15 protein-coding genes are annotated in these 16,749 nt (G+C 74.6%); 6 read left to right on the top strand and 9 right to left on the bottom strand.

Going from position 1 to position 16,749, the window contains the following annotated elements:
- The first annotated feature begins 28 nt into the window (after positions 1-28).
- A complete protein-coding gene (radA, locus tag ABD990_RS21675) occupies positions 29-1,435 on the top strand; it encodes a DNA repair protein RadA (RefSeq protein WP_345382544.1) in 1,407 nt (468 codons plus the stop codon).
- On the opposite strand, the gene ABD990_RS21670 is transcribed toward radA, so the two are convergent.
- Positions 1,416-2,309 carry a hypothetical protein gene (locus tag ABD990_RS21670; RefSeq protein ID WP_345382543.1) on the bottom strand — a complete coding sequence of 298 codons (894 nt, stop codon included), beginning with the start codon at positions 2,307-2,309 and terminating at the stop codon, positions 1,416-1,418. The genes radA and ABD990_RS21670 overlap by 20 nt on opposite strands.
- Positions 2,310-2,453: 144 nt before the next feature.
- Here ABD990_RS21670 and ABD990_RS21665 point away from each other — a divergent pair, with 144 nt between their 5' ends.
- The gene (locus ABD990_RS21665) at positions 2,454-3,371 is read left to right on the top strand and encodes an HhH-GPD family protein (protein WP_425569635.1); all 918 of its coding nucleotides are present in this window, start codon (positions 2,454-2,456) and stop codon (positions 3,369-3,371) included.
- Between the two features lie 34 nt (positions 3,372-3,405).
- Positions 3,406-3,900 carry a 2'-5' RNA ligase family protein gene (locus ABD990_RS21660; RefSeq protein ID WP_345382542.1) on the top strand — a complete coding sequence of 165 codons (495 nt, stop codon included), beginning with the start codon at positions 3,406-3,408 and terminating at the stop codon, positions 3,898-3,900.
- Positions 3,901-3,912: 12 nt separating this feature from the next.
- Here the strand turns inward: ABD990_RS21660 and ABD990_RS21655 are convergent, their stop codons facing one another.
- From ABD990_RS21655 to ABD990_RS21630, 6 genes are all read right to left on the bottom strand, one after another.
- Complete coding sequence (locus ABD990_RS21655) at positions 3,913-5,157, bottom strand: FAD-dependent monooxygenase (RefSeq protein WP_345382541.1); 1,245 nt, start codon at positions 5,155-5,157, stop codon at positions 3,913-3,915.
- Complete coding sequence (locus ABD990_RS21650) at positions 5,154-7,064, bottom strand: ABC transporter ATP-binding protein (protein ID WP_345382540.1); 1,911 nt, start codon at positions 7,062-7,064, stop codon at positions 5,154-5,156. Before ABD990_RS21650 ends, ABD990_RS21655 begins: the two co-directional genes overlap by 4 nt.
- Before the next feature lie 64 nt (positions 7,065-7,128).
- Positions 7,129-7,293 (bottom strand): hypothetical protein, encoded by a 165-nt coding sequence (locus ABD990_RS21645; RefSeq protein WP_345382539.1) that lies wholly within the window; start codon positions 7,291-7,293, stop codon positions 7,129-7,131.
- 137 nt (positions 7,294-7,430) lie between these two features.
- Positions 7,431-9,914: a hypothetical protein gene (locus ABD990_RS21640; protein WP_345382538.1), complete on the bottom strand. Its 2,484-nt coding sequence runs from the start codon at positions 9,912-9,914 to the stop codon at positions 7,431-7,433.
- Positions 9,915-9,922: 8 nt separating this feature from the next.
- Complete coding sequence (locus ABD990_RS21635) at positions 9,923-10,579, bottom strand: sigma-70 family RNA polymerase sigma factor (protein WP_345382537.1); 657 nt, start codon at positions 10,577-10,579, stop codon at positions 9,923-9,925.
- Between the two features lie 399 nt (positions 10,580-10,978).
- Positions 10,979-11,782 (bottom strand): alpha/beta fold hydrolase, encoded by an 804-nt coding sequence (locus ABD990_RS21630; RefSeq protein ID WP_345382536.1) that lies wholly within the window; start codon positions 11,780-11,782, stop codon positions 10,979-10,981.
- A 25-nt stretch (positions 11,783-11,807) separates the two neighbouring features.
- Here ABD990_RS21630 and ABD990_RS21625 point away from each other — a divergent pair, with 25 nt between their 5' ends.
- Positions 11,808-12,116, top strand: coding sequence for an antibiotic biosynthesis monooxygenase family protein (locus tag ABD990_RS21625; RefSeq protein WP_345382535.1), 309 nt, complete (start codon positions 11,808-11,810; stop codon positions 12,114-12,116).
- Between the two features lie 91 nt (positions 12,117-12,207).
- Positions 12,208-12,948, top strand: coding sequence for an SIR2 family NAD-dependent protein deacylase (locus ABD990_RS21620; protein WP_425569637.1), 741 nt, complete (start codon positions 12,208-12,210; stop codon positions 12,946-12,948).
- 70 nt (positions 12,949-13,018) lie between these two features.
- Here ABD990_RS21620 and ABD990_RS21615 read toward each other — a convergent pair whose 3' ends face one another.
- Together ABD990_RS21615 and exaC are read right to left on the bottom strand one after the other, a co-directional pair.
- On the bottom strand, positions 13,019-13,456 hold the full coding sequence (locus tag ABD990_RS21615; RefSeq protein WP_345382533.1) for a DUF779 domain-containing protein: 438 nt from the start codon (positions 13,454-13,456) through the stop codon (positions 13,019-13,021).
- A complete protein-coding gene (gene exaC / locus ABD990_RS21610) occupies positions 13,456-14,979 on the bottom strand; it encodes an acetaldehyde dehydrogenase ExaC (protein WP_345382532.1) in 1,524 nt (507 codons plus the stop codon). The genes ABD990_RS21615 and exaC overlap by 1 nt, the downstream gene beginning before the upstream one ends.
- A gap of 192 nt (positions 14,980-15,171) precedes the next feature.
- Between exaC and ABD990_RS21605 the strand changes: the two genes are divergently transcribed.
- Positions 15,172-16,551 carry a GAF domain-containing protein gene (locus ABD990_RS21605; RefSeq protein WP_345382531.1) on the top strand — a complete coding sequence of 460 codons (1,380 nt, stop codon included), beginning with the start codon at positions 15,172-15,174 and terminating at the stop codon, positions 16,549-16,551.
- The last annotated feature ends 198 nt before the right edge of the window (positions 16,552-16,749 follow it).

The following is a 16,749-nucleotide window of genomic DNA, read 5'->3' as shown; positions in this document are numbered from 1 at the left end:
CGGTGACGGCGTCCGCGGCGGCCACCGGATGACCACCCGGACCCGCGCCGCCCGCAGCTCCTACGTCTGCGCCGAGTGCGGCCACCGGGCCCCGCAGTGGGTCGGCCGCTGCCCCGGCTGCCAGGCCTGGGGCACGCTCCAGGAGCAGGCCGAGCCCGCCGGTGCCGCGGTCGGCGGGCCGCGCCGGGTCGCGGCCGGGGCGCCGAGCACCCCGGCCCGCCCGATCGCCGAGGTCGCGCTCGACTCGGCCCGCGCCCGGCCCTCCGGGGTCGACGAGCTGGACCGGGTCCTCGGCGGCGGGCTCGTGCCGGGTGCGGTGGTGCTGCTCGCCGGTGAGCCGGGGGTCGGCAAGTCCACGCTCCTGCTCGAGGTGGCGGCCAGGGCCGCGGCCACCCTGCGCGGCGGAGCCGTGCTGTACGTCACCGGCGAGGAGTCCGCGGGCCAGGTGCGGCTGCGGGCCGAGCGCACCGGCGCCCTGCACGACCGGCTGTTCCTGGCCGCCGAGTCCGATCTCTCCTCGATCCTCGGGCACGTCGACGCCCTGCACCCCGACCTGCTGATCGTCGACTCCGTGCAGACCATGAGCTCGCCGGAGGTCGACGGGTCGCCCGGCGGCGTCACCCAGACCCGGGCGGTCACCGTGGCGCTCACCGCGCTGGCCAAGGAGCGCGGGCTGCCCGTGCTGCTCGTCGGGCACGTCACGAAGGACGGCACCATCGCCGGCCCCCGGGTGCTCGAGCACCTGGTCGACGTGGTGCTGGCCTTCGAGGGCGACAAGCACTCCACGCTGCGGATGGTGCGCGGGGTGAAGAACCGCTTCGGGCCCGCGGACGAGGTCGGCTGTTTCGAGCTGCGGGACGAGGGCATCGTCGGGCTGCCGGACCCGTCCGGGCTGTTCCTGGCCCGGTTCGGGGCCACGCAGGCCTCCGTCGTGCCGGGGACGGCCGTGACGGTGGTCATGGACGGGCGGCGGCCGCTGCTGGCGGAGGTCCAGGCGCTGGTCGCGCCGTCGTCGATGCCGACGCCGCGGCGGGCCGTGAGCGGGCTGGACAGCTCGCGGGTCGCGATGCTCCTGGCGATCCTCGAGCGGCGCGGCCGGGTGCGGCTACAGGACTCCGAGGTCTACACCGCGACCGTCGGCGGGATGAGGGTCACCGAGCCCGCCGCGGACCTCGCCCTGGCCATGGCCGTGGCGTCGGCGAAGAACGACGTCGCGCTCCCGCCGGACCTCGTCGTCCTCGGCGAGCTGGGCCTGGCCGGGGAGGTGCGCCGGGTCTCCGGCGTGCGCCGGCGACTGGCCGAGGCCGCCCGGCTGGGCTTCACCCACGCCCTGGTGCCGCCGGACAGCGACGCGGGCACGGGGACCGGGATGAAGGTCACCGAGGTGTCGGACGTGTCGCAGGTGCTCGCGCGGATCAGGCGGGCGTCAGCGTGAAGTGCGTCGGGCCGCTGATCCTGTCGGCGACCCGGGTCAGCAGCGTGTAGTCCCCGGCCGGCAGCCGGGTGCGCGGAGCCGTGCAGCCGGGGTTCGAGGACAGCCCCGACCAGGTCACCTCGAAGGCCACGGGCTGGCCCGGCACGAGCGTGCGCAGGTCCTGTGTGGACGGGTTGACGCAGTCGTTGCTGGACCACAGCCGGGTCCTGATCGGCCGGTCCCACACCACGATCTCCTGCAGTGCGCCGTCGAGGTCGCGCACGCAGGCCTGGTTGCTGACGTTGACCACGGTCAGCCGCAGCTCCGGCCGGTCGCCGACCCGGTGCTGCGGCGCGTCGATCTCGGCGCCGACGGCGATCATGTCGTTGGTGCAGGGCGGCGGGCCGGTCGGGGGCGCCGGCTCGGTCGGGGGCACCGGCAGCGGGGGGCGCGGGGTGTCGTCGGGGCGCTTCGACTCGTCGGTGGTGCTCGCCGGGCCGCCCTCCGCCGATGCGCCCGAGATCCCGCTCGGGGTCGTCGTGCCGGGTGAGGTGGACGTGCCGATCGGCACACCGGTGACGGACAGCGGGGCCTCGGCCGAGGTGCCGGGCACGGCCGACGGGGCCTCGGTCGTCGGATCGAGGAGGGCGCCGGACGACGGGTCGGGATCTGCGGGGTCCCCGGAGCCCGAGGGACCGACGGACCCCTGCGACAGGGCCGAGCTGTTGGCCGCGCGGCTGGTGACCTCGTCGGTCGGACCGGCGCCGGGGGTGGGACGGGTGAGCGCGGCGACGGAGAAGCCGATCACGACGAAGAAGGCGATGACGGACACGAGCGCCAGCCAGCGCCGTTTCCAGTAGACGTGCGCGGGCAGCGGTCCCACCGGCTCCCACATGTCACGCAGAGTAGAACCGTGATTACTACACGTCGCAGGATCTCGCGCGGCGCGGCGCGCCGGGTCCACCGGTGTGGGGGACCGTATCGGGCGATCACCCACCCGGTCGCGGAGCATCCCGCCCGGCGGTGCGACGATCGCGGCGTGACGTCCACCGTGCCCCGCGCCGCGCTCACCGAGCTGCCCGCGCGCACCGCGGAATGGTTCCGGGCGCACGCCCGCGACCTGCCCTGGCGGCGGCCGGGAACCACGCCGTGGGGCGTCCTGGTCAGCGAGTTCATGCTCCAGCAGACGCCGGTGTCGCGCGTCGAGCCCGTGTGGCTGCGGTGGATGGCGGAGTGGCCGGTGCCCTCCGCGCTCGCCGCGGAGTCCCGCGCCGAGGTCGTGCGGGCCTGGGGGAAGCTCGGCTACCCGCGCCGCGCGATGCGGCTGCACGCCGCGGCCCAGGCCATCGCGACCGAGCACGGCGACCGGGTGCCCTCGGACGTCGCCGCGCTCGAGGCGCTGCCGGGCGTCGGCAGCTACACCGCCCGAGCCGTCGTGGCCTTCGGCTACGGGCTGCGCGCCCCGGTCGTCGACACGAACGTGCGGCGGGTGGTCGCGCGCGCCGTCCACGGGGCGGGCGACGCGGGGCCGGCCCGGACCCGGGCCGACCTCGCCGACGTCGACGCCCTCCTGCCCGCGGAGGACGCCGAGGCCGCCGTCGTGTCCGCGGCCCTGATGGAGCTCGGCGCGGTGGTGTGCACGGCCCGGTCGCCGCGGTGCGGGGTCTGCCCGGTCCACGCGGAGTGCGCGTGGGTGGCCGCGGGCCGTCCGGAGTACACCGGCCCCCGCCGCCCGGTCCAGGGATTCGCGGGGACGGACCGCCAGGTGCGGGGCAGGCTGCTGGACGTGCTGCGCGCCGCGGAGCACCCGGTGCCCAAGGCCGAGCTCGACGCCGTGTGGGCCGACGGGGCGCAGCGGGACCGCTGTCTGGACTCGCTGCTGGTCGACGGCCTGGCCGAACAGTTCGCGGACGGTCGCTTCGCGCTGGGCGGCACGGCGCCCCGTACGACAGACTGATCGTCCGAAGGTCGGCGAGCATACGAGGAGCTCGATGGCGCAGATCGTCCGCTTCCGGCTCGACATGGCCGCCGAGGAGCGCGTGGTGGAGCTCCGCGACCGGCTCGCCGCCGAGGGCCTGCGCGTCCCGCACGAGGTCCCGACCGTCACGTTCGCCGCCGCCGCCCAGATCCCGGCCGCCGCGCGCGTCGAGCTCACCGAGGCCCTGCGCGGGCTCAGCCTGCCCTCGCTCTGGCTGCCCACGCTCGGCTCGGTCTCCGGGCACGACGACGACCTGGTGCTCTCGGCGATCGTCGACACCGAGCTGCTCGCCGTGCACAGCGCCGTGCACGACGCCCTGGCCGGCAAGGTCCGCTCGCCCTTCGGCTCCTACCTGCCCGGCGCGTGGCTCCCGCACGTCGTGCTGGCGCACGAGCGGCCCGTCGACGCCTTCGCGCTCCTGCATCCCGTCCGGCCGGTGCGCGCCGCGATCGAGGGCGTGGAGATCGCCGACACCCGGGACGGGTCGAGCGAGCCGCTGTTCGCCTGACCGGACCCCTGGTCACCCGGCGCGCAGCAGGCCGCGCGGCACGAAGGGCTGCTCACCGCGCTTCTTCGCGCGCCACCAGCGCTGACCGCTGTGCGCCAACCTGCGGCCCTTGCGCACCGCGGTCAGCTGGGTGGCGATGTGCCACTGGTATCGCCAGGGCGGCTGGAGGCCCTGCCGGTGGGACAGCGCGTAGGCGAACTCCACGGCGTCCCGGTCGAGGTAGCGGTCGACGTGCTCGAACCAGGCGGCTCCGGTCCGCGCGGCGGCCTGGGCGGTGCGCAGCGCCTCCCGGCCCTTCCGGTCGAACCAGCCCAGGGCCGGGGACAGCGAGGGCTGCTCGTACAACGCCTGGGCGAGCATGATCGCGTCCGTCATCGCGAACCGGGTCCCCTGGCCCATGGTGAAGTGCGTGGTGTGCGCGGCGTCGCCGAGCAGCACCACGTTGTCGTGCCGCCAGGTCTCGTTGCGCACCTCCAGGAACCGCAGCCACGGCGAGGGCCGCCCTCGCGAGCTGCTGATCAACGCCTGCCCGTCCAGGGTGTGGGTGAAGATCTTCTCCAGCAACGCGATGCCGTCCTCGTGCGGCAGCACGTCCAGGCCGAGGCCGGTGAAGGTCTCCGGCGAGCACTCGACGATGAACGTGCTGACCCCGGCGCTGGTCGGGTAGCCGTAGCACCAGATCCAGCCGGCGTGGGTCTCCTCGAACGCGAAGGTGAAGCTCGCGAACACCTTCTCCGTGCCGAGCCAGATGTAGGGGTTGCGGCCGGTGGAGAGGGTCGTGCCGAAATCGTCCGCCACGTGGTCGCGCAGCCTGCTGTGGGCGCCGTCGGCCACCACGACGAGGTCCGCGGCGAGCTCGCCGGACTCGAAGGTGCCGTCGGCGAGCGCGGTCTCCGGCACCGGGCTCTCGTACCGGACGTCGATCCCGAGGTCCGCCGCCCGGTTCGCCAGCACCTCCAGCAGCCCTGCGCGGGGGACGCTGAACCCGTACCCGGGCAGGTAGCCGACCTCCTCGCCGCGCAGGTGCACCTCCTGCTCCTGCCACAGGTACGAGCGGGCCCGGATCGCCCGGGCCGACTCGCGGTCGTTGCGGTACAGCCGGTCGAGCAGGCCGTCGTGACAGACGACGCCCCAGCCGTAGGTCGCCCCGCGCGGGTCCTTCTCCAGCACCGTGATCTCGTGCGCGGCGTCCCGCCGCTTGGCCGAGACGGCGAAGTAGAGCGCGGCGGGCCCGCCGCCGACGCAGACGATCCTCATCGTGCCGCCTTCCTCTCGCGGGACCCGGGACCGCCGGCCCGCCGGGCCGCGAGGTCGACGGGGACGGGCGCGGTGTCGTGGTGCAGCCGGTAGAGCTGGGCGTAGCGCCGGCCCCGGGCGAGCAGCTCCGCATGGGTGCCGGCCTCGGTCACCCGGCCGCCCTCGAGGTAGAGGATCCGATCGGCGTCGGTGACCGTGAGCAGGTTGTGCGAGATGACGATCGTGGTGCGGCCGGCCATCAGCCGGCGCATCGGGCGGAGCACCCGCTCGGCCGACTCGGCGTCCAGGCTGGTCGTCGGCTCGTCGAGGAGCAGGACGGGCGCGTCGCGGATCATCGCCCGTGCCACCGCGATCCGTTGCCGCTGACCGCCGGAGAGCAGCCGGCCGCGTTGCCCGACGCGGGTCTCGAAGCCCTCCGGCAGGGCGTCGACGAAGTCGTCGACGTCGGCGGCGCGCGCCGCGCGCTCCAGGTCCTCGCGGGTTGCGTCGGGCCGGCCGGCGAGGATGTTCTCGGCGATGGTGCCGTCGAGCAGCAGGGTCTCCTGCAGCACCACGGCGACGTTCGCGCGCAGCTCGGCCGGGTCGAGGTCGCGCAGGTCGACGCCGTCGAGCAGGATCCGGCCGCGGGTCGGGTCGTAGAACCGCAGGAGCAGCTTGACCAGCGTGGTCTTGCCCGCACCGCTGGCCCCGACGAGGGCCGTGGTGCCGCCGACCGGGACGGTGACGCTCACGTCGTCGAGCACGTCGACCGTCTTCTCCGGGTACCGGAAGCCGACCTCCTCCAGCCGCAGCTCGCCACGCACGCGACGGACCGGCGTCGGGCCGGGGCCCGGGCGCGCGAGCCGGACCGGGTGCTCCGGGGCCGGCACCGAGGTCCGCTGGTCGAGCAGCTCGATGATCCGCTCGGCGGACGCGGCGGCCGCGTACACCGAGTTCGAGTACGACCCCAGCCCCCGCACCGGCGCGTACAGCTGGGAGAGGTAGATCAGGAAGGCGAGCAGGCCGCCCAGCGTGATCCGGTTCGCGCCGAGCTGCCAGATCCCCACGCCCATGATCGCCATGACGCCGACGACCTCGATCATCTGCACGGACGGCGAGAAGAACGCGCGCAGCCGGGTCGTACGCAGGACCGCCTCGATCGCGCCCCGGCTCTGCCGGGTGAACCGGCGCACCTCGGTCGCCTCGCCGCCGTACGCCTGGATCAGCATGGCGTTGCCGAGGCTCTCCTCGGTGACCGCGCTGATCCCGCCCGACCACTGCCGGACCTGACGCGAGGAGTGCCGGATCCGCTTCGAGAACCACTTCGCCACCAGGCCGAAGAACGGCACCGCGGCGAGGGCGACCAGGGCCAGCTGCCAGTTCAGGTAGAACAGCACGCCGGTGAAGACCGCGATCGTGACGGCCGAGGACACCAGCCGGGTCACACCGGAGAGCACCAGGCCCTCGATCTGGGAGATGTCGCCGGTCAGCCGGCTGAGCGTGTCGCCGAGCCGGCGGCGGTCGAAGAAGCCGAGCGAGAGCGTCTGGACGTGGCCGAAGACCCGCACCCGCAGCCGGTGCAGGAAGTGCTCGCCGATGTAGGCGGTGAGATAGGTCGACCAGACGCGCAGCAGCCCCAGCGCGAGCGTGAGGCCGATGTAGAAGGCGGCGAGCCGCGGGAACGCGGCGAAGTCGCGGGGCGCCAGGACGTCGTCGACCAGGAGCTTGAACAGCCAGACGATCGCGGCGTCGAGGAACGGGGCCACGACGACCAGCACCAGCACGACCGCCAGCCGGCGGTAGAAGGGGCGCGCGTCCGGCCCGAAGCGGCGGAAGATCTCGCGGACGGCGACGGGCGGCGCGGCATCGACCAGCCCGACCTCCTCGGGCGGCGTCCGGCTCAGCAACGACCGCAGCACGTCCCGCACGACGTTCCTCCCTCCACGGGTCGAGGGCGGTGGCCCCGGGACCGGGACCACCGCCGTGGATCAGTCAGTCCTTGCAGTCACCCCACTTGCCCCAGCCGTTGTCGTCGTCACAGTCGTCGCCCCAGTGGCCCCAGCCACCCCAGTCCTTGTCGTCGTCGTCGTGCTTTCCCCATCCGCCCCAGTCGTGGTGGTCGTGGTGGCCGTGGCCACCCCAGCCGTGATCACCCATCTTCGGTTCCTCCCCTTCGTGGAGCTTGTCCATTTTGGACAATCGGTGGCGCTCCACATCGGACGTAACGCCTCCCTGGCGGGGGCGCCGAGAGGTAGCCGCCCGGGCCCGGCGTGCGTTGCACGCCCGACGCCGCTTCACTCGGACGGAGCAGCCAGGAGGAGATCGTCGTCGTCCGGCACGGTCGCCGGGTCCGCACCGTCGGCCCCGCGGCGGCCGGGTCCTGTGGCCGGATCCGTCCCCGGGGTCCCGGCGTCGGACGCACCGGGATCGGCCGGGTGGCCGGGGCCACGACCGTCGGTCGTGTCGCCCTGGTCGCCGGCGCCCTCGCCCGTGGCCTGCTCCCGGCCGCCCTGCTCCCGGCCGCCCTGCTCCCGGCTGTCCGCGTCGCCGCGCCGGTTCCCGGAGTCGCGCGGCCCCGAGTCGCCGTGGCGCTCCCGGGTCCGGTTGTCGGTGTGCCGCTCCGCGGAGTCGTTGCGCTGCCCGCGGGCCCGCGAGTCGGAGCCCGACGGCCGGTCGGAGCGGGTGTCGGGGCGGGCGTGAGAGCCGGAGCGGGTCTCGGAGTTCACCCGGCGCGCCCGTCCGTCGTCGTGCCGGTCCTGCCGTGCAGTCTCCGGGCGGCTCCGGGCGCCCCGGTCGCCCGGTCCCTCCGTCCGCCGGTCCTGCACGACGGCGGCGCGGTCGGTCGGGTGGGCGTCGCGACGACGGTCCGGCGCCTCACCCCGCGCGGTCTCCCGGTGCGGTTCGCGGGCCTCGTTCCGGCGCTCCCGATCGTCGCCGTACTGCCCGGTGCGTTCACCGCGGCTCCGGTCGTCGGAGCGCCCGGCCGGGTCCTGCGTGGTCCGGCTCGTGCGCTCCCGGTCGGTCTGCGCGGGGGCGCCGTTCGCACGCTGCTCCCGGTCGTCGCCGCGGGTCACGACCTCGCGGTCGACGGCCCGCCCGTCGCTCCGGGCAGCCGCGTCGCGCTCGGTCCGGGTCGCCCGGTCCTCGCCGCGGGCCGTCACATCACGCTCGGCGCGAGCAGCCCGGCCCTCGCTGCGGGCCGTCACATCACGCTCGCCGCGAGCCTGGTCGTCGGCGCTGCTGCGGGAGGTGGCCTCGTTCTCCGTCCGCGGCTGGTCGGCCGGGCTCCCGGACCGCGAGACCTGCTCCTCCCGCTGCCCGTCGGGCTGCGCGTCGTGGTCGTCCGGCAGGGGTGGCACGGCGCCGTCCCGCTGGTCGCGGGTCGTGTCGTCGGTCCGCCCGGTCGTGTCGGTCGTGGTCGGCGCCGACGCGCGGTTCCGCGTCGTCTCGACGCCCCGGTCCCCGACCATGCGCTGCTCCGGCGCTGCGGGCGCGGCGCGGACAGGATCGCGGTCGTCCGTGGTCGGACGGGTGGCGCGGTTCTCGCGTCGGTCCTGCTGAGCCGGGGCCGGGTGCGTGTCGCGGGCCTGATCCCGGTCGTCCGTGGCCGGGCGCGTGGCGGGTTTCTCGCGCCGGTCCTGCGGAGCAGGAGCCGAATGCGTGCCGCGGACCTCGCGCCGCTCCTGCGTCTCGGGGGCGGTGCGGGGGTCGCGGACCTCGCGCGGAGTGGCGGGCCTGGCGCCCTCGCGCGGGGTGGCGGGTCCGGCGCCCTCGCGCGGGGTGGCGGGTCCGGCGCCCTCGCGCGGCGCGTCCCGGTGGCTCGTGTCGGCGCGGTCCGGGCGCTCGCGCCCCTCGCTCCACGTCACCGGCCGCCCACCGGACGCCGGATCCTGCCGCCCCGCGGTCTCGGGCGAGCGCGGTGGCGACCGGTCCCGCTGTCCTTGCGCACCGGTCCGCTCGCCCGGCTGCGGCGCCCCGGACGCGGGCTCCGAGCGGCCCGGCGACCTCGGCGACGGGGCGTCGTCCGACTTTCCGCGCACCGGAGCGGGCTGGCCGGGGGTGGCCGGACGCGTCGGCGCGGGAGCCGTGTTCGGCCCGGTGGCGGCGCGTGCGAGGCGCTCGTGCCGGTCGCGCAGGGCGGCGCGGCCGTCCTCCGTGCGGACCCCGAGCAGCATCCGGCGCGCGCCCGCGAGCTGGATCCGGGCGCCGTCGCGGTCGCCCATCGCGAGGTCCGCGGCGGCCCGGTCGAGCCGCGCGTCGACCATCCGGGCGGCGTCGACCGACCCGACGGCGAGCGTGCCGGGCCCCTCCCCCAGCCCGGCCCCGAGCAGACACCCGACGACGAGCGCGGCGGCGGCCGCCATCGGGAGCCGGCGCGCGCGGCGGGACTCGTCGGCGCGCTGCGGCGGCGCCGGGGCGACCGACGACCCCTCGGACCCTCCAGACCCCTCGGACCCCCCGGAGGATCCGGACGCCTCGGCCACCCCGGACACCTCGGCCACCCCGCCGACGGCCGGCCCGGGCTCGCTCGACGGCGACTCGTCGTCCTGCTCGCCGCGCCACCCGAGCAGCAGGTCGACGACGGGATCGGAGCCGTAGCACTCGCGGATCCGGTCGTCGGACAGGGCGTACCGGCCGAGCGCGTCGAGCAGGGCGTCGTCGGCGAGGATCGCGGAGAGGTCGACGGGATCGGGGGCACGCGGACAGCAGCCACCCGCCGCCGGTTCCTCGTCGAGGGGCCGGCGGCCGGCGGGGGTGCCGTCGCCGTCGGGGGTCATCGTGCGGCTCAGCCCGCTTCCGGCCGGAGCTGCCGGGCCGCGCCGGCGACGAGCATACGGCGCAGCGCCTGCAGGGCCCGGTGCTGGTTCAGCCGCACCGACTCCGGTTTCAGCGCGAGGTGGTCCGCGGTCTCGCGCACCGACAGCCCCCAGACCACCCGCAGCAGCAGGATCTCCCGCGCACGGCCGGGTAGCCGCCGCAGCAGCCGGTCGACCTCGAGGGCGGCCGCGCGGTCGAGAGCATGGAGCTCGGGCTGGTCGCCACGCTCGCAGCCCCCGTCGGGCTCCGGTGGTTCGGCCACGGCCCGCTCGTGGGTCCGCACCGCGGTGGTGCACGCGCTCGCGATCCGGTGACTCGCCACGGTGTGCACGAACGCGAGAAAGGGCCGTCCGCGGTCCCGGTAGGAGGGCAGCGACCGCAGGAGGGCGATGCAGACCTCCTGGGTGACGTCCTCCGCCGACACCGCCGACCCGTGCAGCCGGTTCTCGCAGTAGCGCAGCACGAGTGGCCGCACCAGCTCGAGCAGCTCCGTCAGCGCCCGCTCGTCCCCCCGGCGGGCGGGCGCGACCAACTCGTCGATCCGGGCCCCGGGCCCCCTGGCCCGGTCCGGTGTCGCCGCGGGCGGATGCTCCGCGGCCAGGACGCTTCTCCGCTCCTGGTACATCCCCACACCTCGGGCGCGTCCCCCACCGGTGCCCCGGCTCGGCGACCCGGGACCCCGCGACTCGTCGGCGGGTGGCCGGCGGCGCGCAGCTCTCGACGTTGTACCCGGAATACGCCTGCGCCCCGGCGGATTCGCGGCTCCCTCATGGAACGGCGTGAGGCTTGCACAGCGTCGACATCTGCCACAAGGACATTTCGGCCCGTAACCTGAGAGTTCGGTGACGATCCGGTGCACCGAGATCACGCCCGGCGACGGTCGCCCCTCGGACCTGCGGAAACAATGATCGAAAAGGGCGCGAACGCCACGTACGTAATTCAGGAACCGCCGTTCGGAGCAAGGCCCGGAACGGCCGACGGGACGGGGTCGACCGAAAACGCAGCGTGGCCACGGATCCGGTCGTCACCGACATCGGGTGAGAAATGGCTCGACCAGCCCGAGGAACGCCTTCTCGTCGGCGTGCACCAGATGTCCCGTTCCCGGCAGCACGTGGTGCTCGGCCCCGAGCCGCTCGGCCATCGCCGCCATCTGCCCCGGCGGCGCGACGGACTCCTCCGACTCGATCAGCAGCGCCGGGCAGCGAACGGCGTCGAGGTCCGCCCACCGGGCCTCGCGCGTCCAGCCCGCGGCGATCTCCAGGGCGTCGGGGATCCGGGTGAGCAGGTGCAGTCCGTCGGCCCGTTCCTCCACGCACTCGGCCATGTAGTCGCCGATCTCGGGCCTGGGGTACCCGAAGGCCTCCCGCACGGCCTCGCGGCAGGCGAAGGGCTGCGGGACGGCGCCGAACCAGGCCGCCATGTCGGCCATCGGCCGGCCGGCCAGCCCCGTGAGGTCCACCGCCATGTCCTCGACGACCAGCCCGCGCACGAGGTCCGGCCGCCGGGCGGCGAGCGCCAGCGCGTGCAGCCCGCCCATCGAGTGCCCGACCACCATCGCGGGCCCGGCGCCGGCCTGCTCGAGGAGCTCGGCGGCGTCCGCGGCCATCCGGTCCGTGGTCCAGGGCCCGGCGGCCTGGGAGCGCCCGTGCCCGCGCGCGTCGAGTCCGAGGACGCGACCGTGACCACCGAGCCGGCGGGCCACCGACCACCAGGTCGTGGCCCGGCCCATCAGCCCGTGCAGCAGCAGGACGGGCGGGCCCTCGCCCCCGAACTCGACGACCGCGAGAAAGGTCCCGTCGGACGTCCGTACCGATCGCCGCCCCTCCATCACGGGTGAGGCTAACGTGGGGCGCATGGCCGTCGTGAAGATCAACGCAATCCACGTGCCCGAGGGTGCCGGCCCCGAGCTCGAGAAGCGGTTCGCCCACCGTAAGCACGCCGTCGACGGGCAGCCGGGCTTCCTCGGCTTCCAGCTGCTCCGCCCGGTCGCCGGGGACACCCGGTACTTCGTCGTCACCACCTGGGAGACCGAGGAGGACTTCCAGAAGTGGCGTCAGGGCCCGGCCGTCGAGGCGCACTCCGGGCAGCACGACCCGAACGCCGGCCCCAGGCCCGTCGCGAGCGGGGCGGACCTGCTGGAGTTCGAGGTCGTGGAGCTCTGATCCGCGCTTGACGACCGTCGACCCGGCGCTCGCCGGGGCCGCCGACCTGCTCCGCGGGGCCGAGGCGCTGCTCGTGTGCGCCGGTGCCGGGATGGGCGTCGACTCCGGGCTGCCGGACTTCCGCGGCACCGAGGGCTTCTGGCGGGCCTACCCGCCGTACGAGGCCCTCGGGCTGCGGTTCGAGGAGATCGCCGATCCGGTCCACTTCGCCGACGACCCCGCCCTGGCCTGGGGCTTCTACGGGCACCGGCTCGCGCTCTACCGCGCGACCGTGCCGCACGAGGGTTTCGTCGTTCTGCGCCGCTGGGCGGACCGCCGCCCGACGCGGGTGTTCACCTCGAACGTCGACGGGCAGTTCCAGGTGGCCGGGTTCGCCGAGGCCGACGTGGCCGAGGTCCACGGCTCGATCCACCACCTGCAGTGCCTGCGCGGGTGCGGACAGCCGGTCTGGCCGGCGGGCGGCGTCGAGGTCGACATCGACCCGGTGTCGATGCGGGCCCGCGGGCCGTTGCCCGCCTGCCCGCGCTGCGGTGGGCTCGCGCGGCCCAACATCCTGATGTTCGGCGACTGGTCCTGGGACCCCGCCCACTGCGGCCCCCGGGTGGACGCGCTGCAGGGCTGGGTCCGGGAGCACCGCGCCGGCCTCGCCGTCGTCGAGATCGGGGCGGGCACCGCGGTCCCGACCGTCCGGCGGCAGGCCGAGCTGGCGAGCGCCGCGACCGGCGCGCTGGTGCGGATCAACGTCCGCGAGCCGCAGGTCCGGCACGGCCGCGGAATCGGCATCCCCGCCCCGGCCGCGGCGACCCTGCGCGCCCTCGACGCGCTGCTGTAGCCGCCCGCCGGATGCACGAACGGCGCTCTCGCTCACATCTAGTGAGCGAGAGCGCCGTTCGTTCACACCGCTAGAGCTCGTCCTTCAGCCGTTCCCACTCCTCGTCGCTGAACAGCCGCGAACGGATCAGGAACCGGACGCCCTCCGGCGCCTCGACCGAGAACCCGCTGCCGCGGCCCTTCACCACGTCGACGGTGAGGTGGGTGTGCTTCCAGTACGCGTACTGCGAGGCCGACATCCAGAAGCCGACGGGCTTCTCCAGCCCCTCGACGACCAGGTCGCCCAGGTGGACGTCCTGCCCGCCGACCTTGAAGTCCCCGTCCGGGTAGCACATCGGCGCGCTGCCGTCGCAGCATCCGCCGGACTGGTGGAACATCAGCGGACCGTGGATGTCGGTCAGCCTGACCAGCAGCTCCGCCGCCGCCGGCGTCAGCGCCACCCGCTTGGTGCCCGAGCCGGGAACCTCTGCGACGGGGGCCTCGGCCCGTTCGACCGCGGAGTCGCCCATCAGAAGAAGCCCTGAGCGTTCTCGGAGTAGCTGACCAGCATGTTCTTGGTCTGCTGGTAGTGGTCGAGCATCATCTTGTGGTTCTCGCGCCCGATCCCGGACTGCTTGTACCCACCGAACGCCGCGTGCGCCGGGTAGGCGTGGTAGTTGTTCACCCACACCCGACCCGCCTGGATGTCGCGGCCCGCGCGGTACGCGGTGTTGCCGTTGCGGGACCACACACCGGCGCCCAGGCCGTACAGGGTGTCGTTGGCGATCGTGATGGCCTCGTCGTAGTCCGAGAACCGGGCCACCGACACGACCGGACCGAAGATCTCCTCCTGGAAGATCCGCATGGTGTTGGTGCCCTCGAAGACCGTCGGCTGGATGTAGTAGCCGCCGGACAGCTCGCCACCGAGGTCGGCCTTCTCGCCACCGGTGAGGACCTTCGCGCCCTCCTGGCGGCCGATGTCGATGTAGCTCAGGATCTTCTCGAACTGGTCGTTCGACGCCTGGGCACCGATCATCGTCTCGGTGTCGAGCGGGTGGCCCTGCGTGATCTGCTCGGTCCGCTTGACGGCCTGCTGCAGGAACTCCTCGTAGATGCCGCCCTGGATCAGCGCGCGGGACGGGCAGGTGCAGACCTCGCCCTGGTTGAGGGCGAACATCGCAAAGCCCTCGAGGGCCTTGTCGTAGAAGGCGTCGTTGGCCGAGGCGACGTCGTCGAAGAAGATGTTGGGGCTCTTGCCACCCAGCTCCAGGGTGACCGGGATCAGGTTCTCCGACGCGTACTGCATGATCAGCCGACCGGTCGTGGTCTCACCGGTGAAGGCGATCTTGCGGATGCGGTTCGACGAGGCCAGCGGCTTGCCCGCCTCGACGCCGAAGCCGTTGACGATGTTGACCACGCCCGGGGGCAGCAGGTCGGCAACCGTCTCCAGCAGCACGTGGATCGATGCCGGGGTCTGCTCGGCGGGCTTGAGGACGACCGCGTTGCCGGCGGCCAGGGCCGGGGCCAGCTTCCAGATCGCCATGAGGATCGGGAAGTTCCACGGGATGATCTGACCGACCACCCCCAGCGGCTCGTGGAAGTGGTAGGCGATCGTGTTGTCGTCGATCTCCGAGATGCCACCCTCCTGGCCGCGCACCGCGCCGGCGAAGTAGCGAAGGTGGTCGATCGCGAGCGGGATGTCGGCGGCCAGCGTCTCGCGGCAGGCCTTGCCGTTCTCCCAGGACTCGGCGATGGCGATCTTCTCGAGGTTCGCCTCGATCCGGTCCGCCATCTTGTTGAGGATGTTCGCACGCTCGGCGGCGGAGGTCTTCCCCCACGCCGGAGCGGCGGCGTGCGCCGCGTCCAGGGCCTTCTCGACGTCCTCCGCCGTGCCGCGGGCGACCTCGGTGAACGTCTGGCCGGTGATCGGCGTCGGGTTCTCGAAATACTGACCCTTCGCAGGGGCCACGTACTCGCCGCCGATGAAATGGTCGTAGCGCGGCTTGAAGCTGACGACGCTGTCCGGCTGCCCGGGGTTGGCGTACTTGGCCATGTCCGTCCTTCCACAACATTGGGTCGACCTCGTGGCGCCGGACACTAGGAAGGTGGGGGTTGCAGCCGCGTTGCACGCAGATGCGGACCGCTCCGAACGGATAGTCCGAACGGGCGGAGAAAGCTTTGGGTTGCCTGTCCTCGCAGGTGGGAGGACGATCGAGCGGGACGGCGACGTCGGCGGAGGGCTGGCATGGGCGAGCAGGTCCGGGATCTGGTGTCCGATTCGTGGCGCCGCTCGCACGCGGCCCGGGTCGACCCCGACCACGGGCTGCCCCCGCACGTCTTCGAGCACCGCGAGGTCGCCGACGTCCGGGCGGGGCACCCGCTGGCCGAGGTGCTGCCGCTGCTGCGGGACACGCTGCTGCAGATCGCCGACGAGGCGATGCACATGATGATCGTCACGGACGCGCAGGGGCACGTCCTCTGGCGGGAGGGACACCAGGAGGTGCTGCGCCGCGCCGAGGGCGTCGGGCCCGTCGAGGGCACCCGGTGGAGCGAGGACGCCGTCGGCACCAACGCCATGGGCACCGCGCTCGCCGAGGACCGGGCCCTGCGGATCCACTCGGCGGAGCACCACGTCCGCGCCTACCACCCGTGGACCTGCGCGGCGGCCCCGATCCACGATCCCGACTCGGGCGCGATGGTGGGCGTCGTCGACATCACCGGGCCCGCCCGCACCTTCCACCCGACCACGCTCGCGCTGGTCAGCGCCGCGGCGACGCTGGCCGAGAAGCACCTCGAGACGCGGATCGCGGTGCGCGACGAGCGGCTGCTCACCCGGAACCTGCCGCACCTGACGGGGCTCCGCGGCGAACCCGGCGCGCTGCTCAGCCCGCGCGGGCGGGTCCTCGCCGCACAGCCGGACGGCTGGGTGGCCGAGCGCGTCGACCTCGGCCTCGACCCCGCCGACGGCATGCGGGTCATGCTCGGCCCGCGCGGCGAGGGCGTCCTCGAGCAGCTGGCCGAGGGCTACCTCCTCCGACTCCACCGCCCCGGTGCGCGCCGCCGCTCGTCCCTCGCCCTGCGCTTCCTCGGTGCCCAGCAGCCGGTCGCCCGACTCGACGGTAGGGCCGTGCGACTGTCCTCCCGGCACGCCGAGCTGCTCACCCTGCTCGCGTTGCACCCCGAGGGCCTCACCGCGGACCGGCTCGCGACCGCCCTCTACGGGGACGCGGGCAAGGCCGTCACGGTCCGGGCGGAGATGCACCGGCTGCGCGTGCACCTCGACGCCGGGATCGTCCGCACCCAGCCCTACCGCCTGCAGGCCGCCGTCGACGCCGACTTCCTCGCGCTCGGCAAGGCGCTGCGCCGGGGCCGGGCCCGCGAGGCCGCCGACCTGCATCGCGGCGAGCTCCTGCCCACCTCGGACGCCCCCGCCGTGCGGGAGGAGCGGGACGCGCTCGCCGTCGCCGTCCGCTCGCTGGTGCTGCGCAGCGGGGACGCCGAGGCGCTGTGGTCCTACGCCCGCACCGAGCAGGGGCGGTCGGACGCGGAGGTGCGGGAGCGGTTGGGGAGGCTGCTCCCGGCGGGCGACCCGCGCCGCACCCTGACGGGCCTCGACCCGCGCTGAGGGCTGCAGGCCGGGGCACAGACGATCCTGCCGGGCGGAGACGACCGCCGCCGCGACCAGGGCGGCCGACCCGCTGCGCCGCCGCGGGTCGGCCTCGCGGGCGAAGGCGCGCGCCGCGTTGCGTGCAACCACGGACAGGTGCGCGCCGGAGGACCTGGCACTGCGGGTCGGGGCGATGGCCGAGGCGCTGCACCCGCA

It is taken from the genome of Pseudonocardia yuanmonensis (genome assembly GCF_039542425.1).
Classification (GTDB): domain Bacteria; phylum Actinomycetota; class Actinomycetes; order Mycobacteriales; family Pseudonocardiaceae; genus Pseudonocardia; species Pseudonocardia yuanmonensis.
The sequence above is the reverse complement of the archived record's forward strand: the minus strand, read 5'-3'. Positions and strand labels throughout refer to the sequence as shown.

Coding starts and splice junctions, on each gene's coding strand:
- ABD990_RS21660 (WP_345382542.1), top strand. CDS start 3,406: ATGGCGCAGATCGTCCGCTTCCGGCTCGACATGGCCGCCGAGGAGCGC.
- exaC (WP_345382532.1), bottom strand. CDS start 14,979: ATGGCCAAGTACGCCAACCCCGGGCAGCCGGACAGCGTCGTCAGCTTC.
- ABD990_RS21655 (WP_345382541.1), bottom strand. CDS start 5,157: ATGAGGATCGTCTGCGTCGGCGGCGGGCCCGCCGCGCTCTACTTCGCC.
- ABD990_RS21625 (WP_345382535.1), top strand. CDS start 11,808: ATGGCCGTCGTGAAGATCAACGCAATCCACGTGCCCGAGGGTGCCGGC.
- ABD990_RS21605 (WP_345382531.1), top strand. CDS start 15,172: ATGGGCGAGCAGGTCCGGGATCTGGTGTCCGATTCGTGGCGCCGCTCG.
- ABD990_RS21670 (WP_345382543.1), bottom strand. CDS start 2,309: ATGTGGGAGCCGGTGGGACCGCTGCCCGCGCACGTCTACTGGAAACGG.
- ABD990_RS21615 (WP_345382533.1), bottom strand. CDS start 13,456: ATGGGCGACTCCGCGGTCGAACGGGCCGAGGCCCCCGTCGCAGAGGTT.
- radA (WP_345382544.1), top strand. CDS start 29: ATGACCACCCGGACCCGCGCCGCCCGCAGCTCCTACGTCTGCGCCGAG.
- ABD990_RS21620 (WP_425569637.1), top strand. CDS start 12,208: ATGGGCGTCGACTCCGGGCTGCCGGACTTCCGCGGCACCGAGGGCTTC.
- ABD990_RS21630 (WP_345382536.1), bottom strand. CDS start 11,782: ATGGAGGGGCGGCGATCGGTACGGACGTCCGACGGGACCTTTCTCGCG.
- ABD990_RS21640 (WP_345382538.1), bottom strand. CDS start 9,914: ATGACCCCCGACGGCGACGGCACCCCCGCCGGCCGCCGGCCCCTCGAC.
- ABD990_RS21645 (WP_345382539.1), bottom strand. CDS start 7,293: ATGGGTGATCACGGCTGGGGTGGCCACGGCCACCACGACCACCACGAC.
- ABD990_RS21635 (WP_345382537.1), bottom strand. CDS start 10,579: ATGTACCAGGAGCGGAGAAGCGTCCTGGCCGCGGAGCATCCGCCCGCG.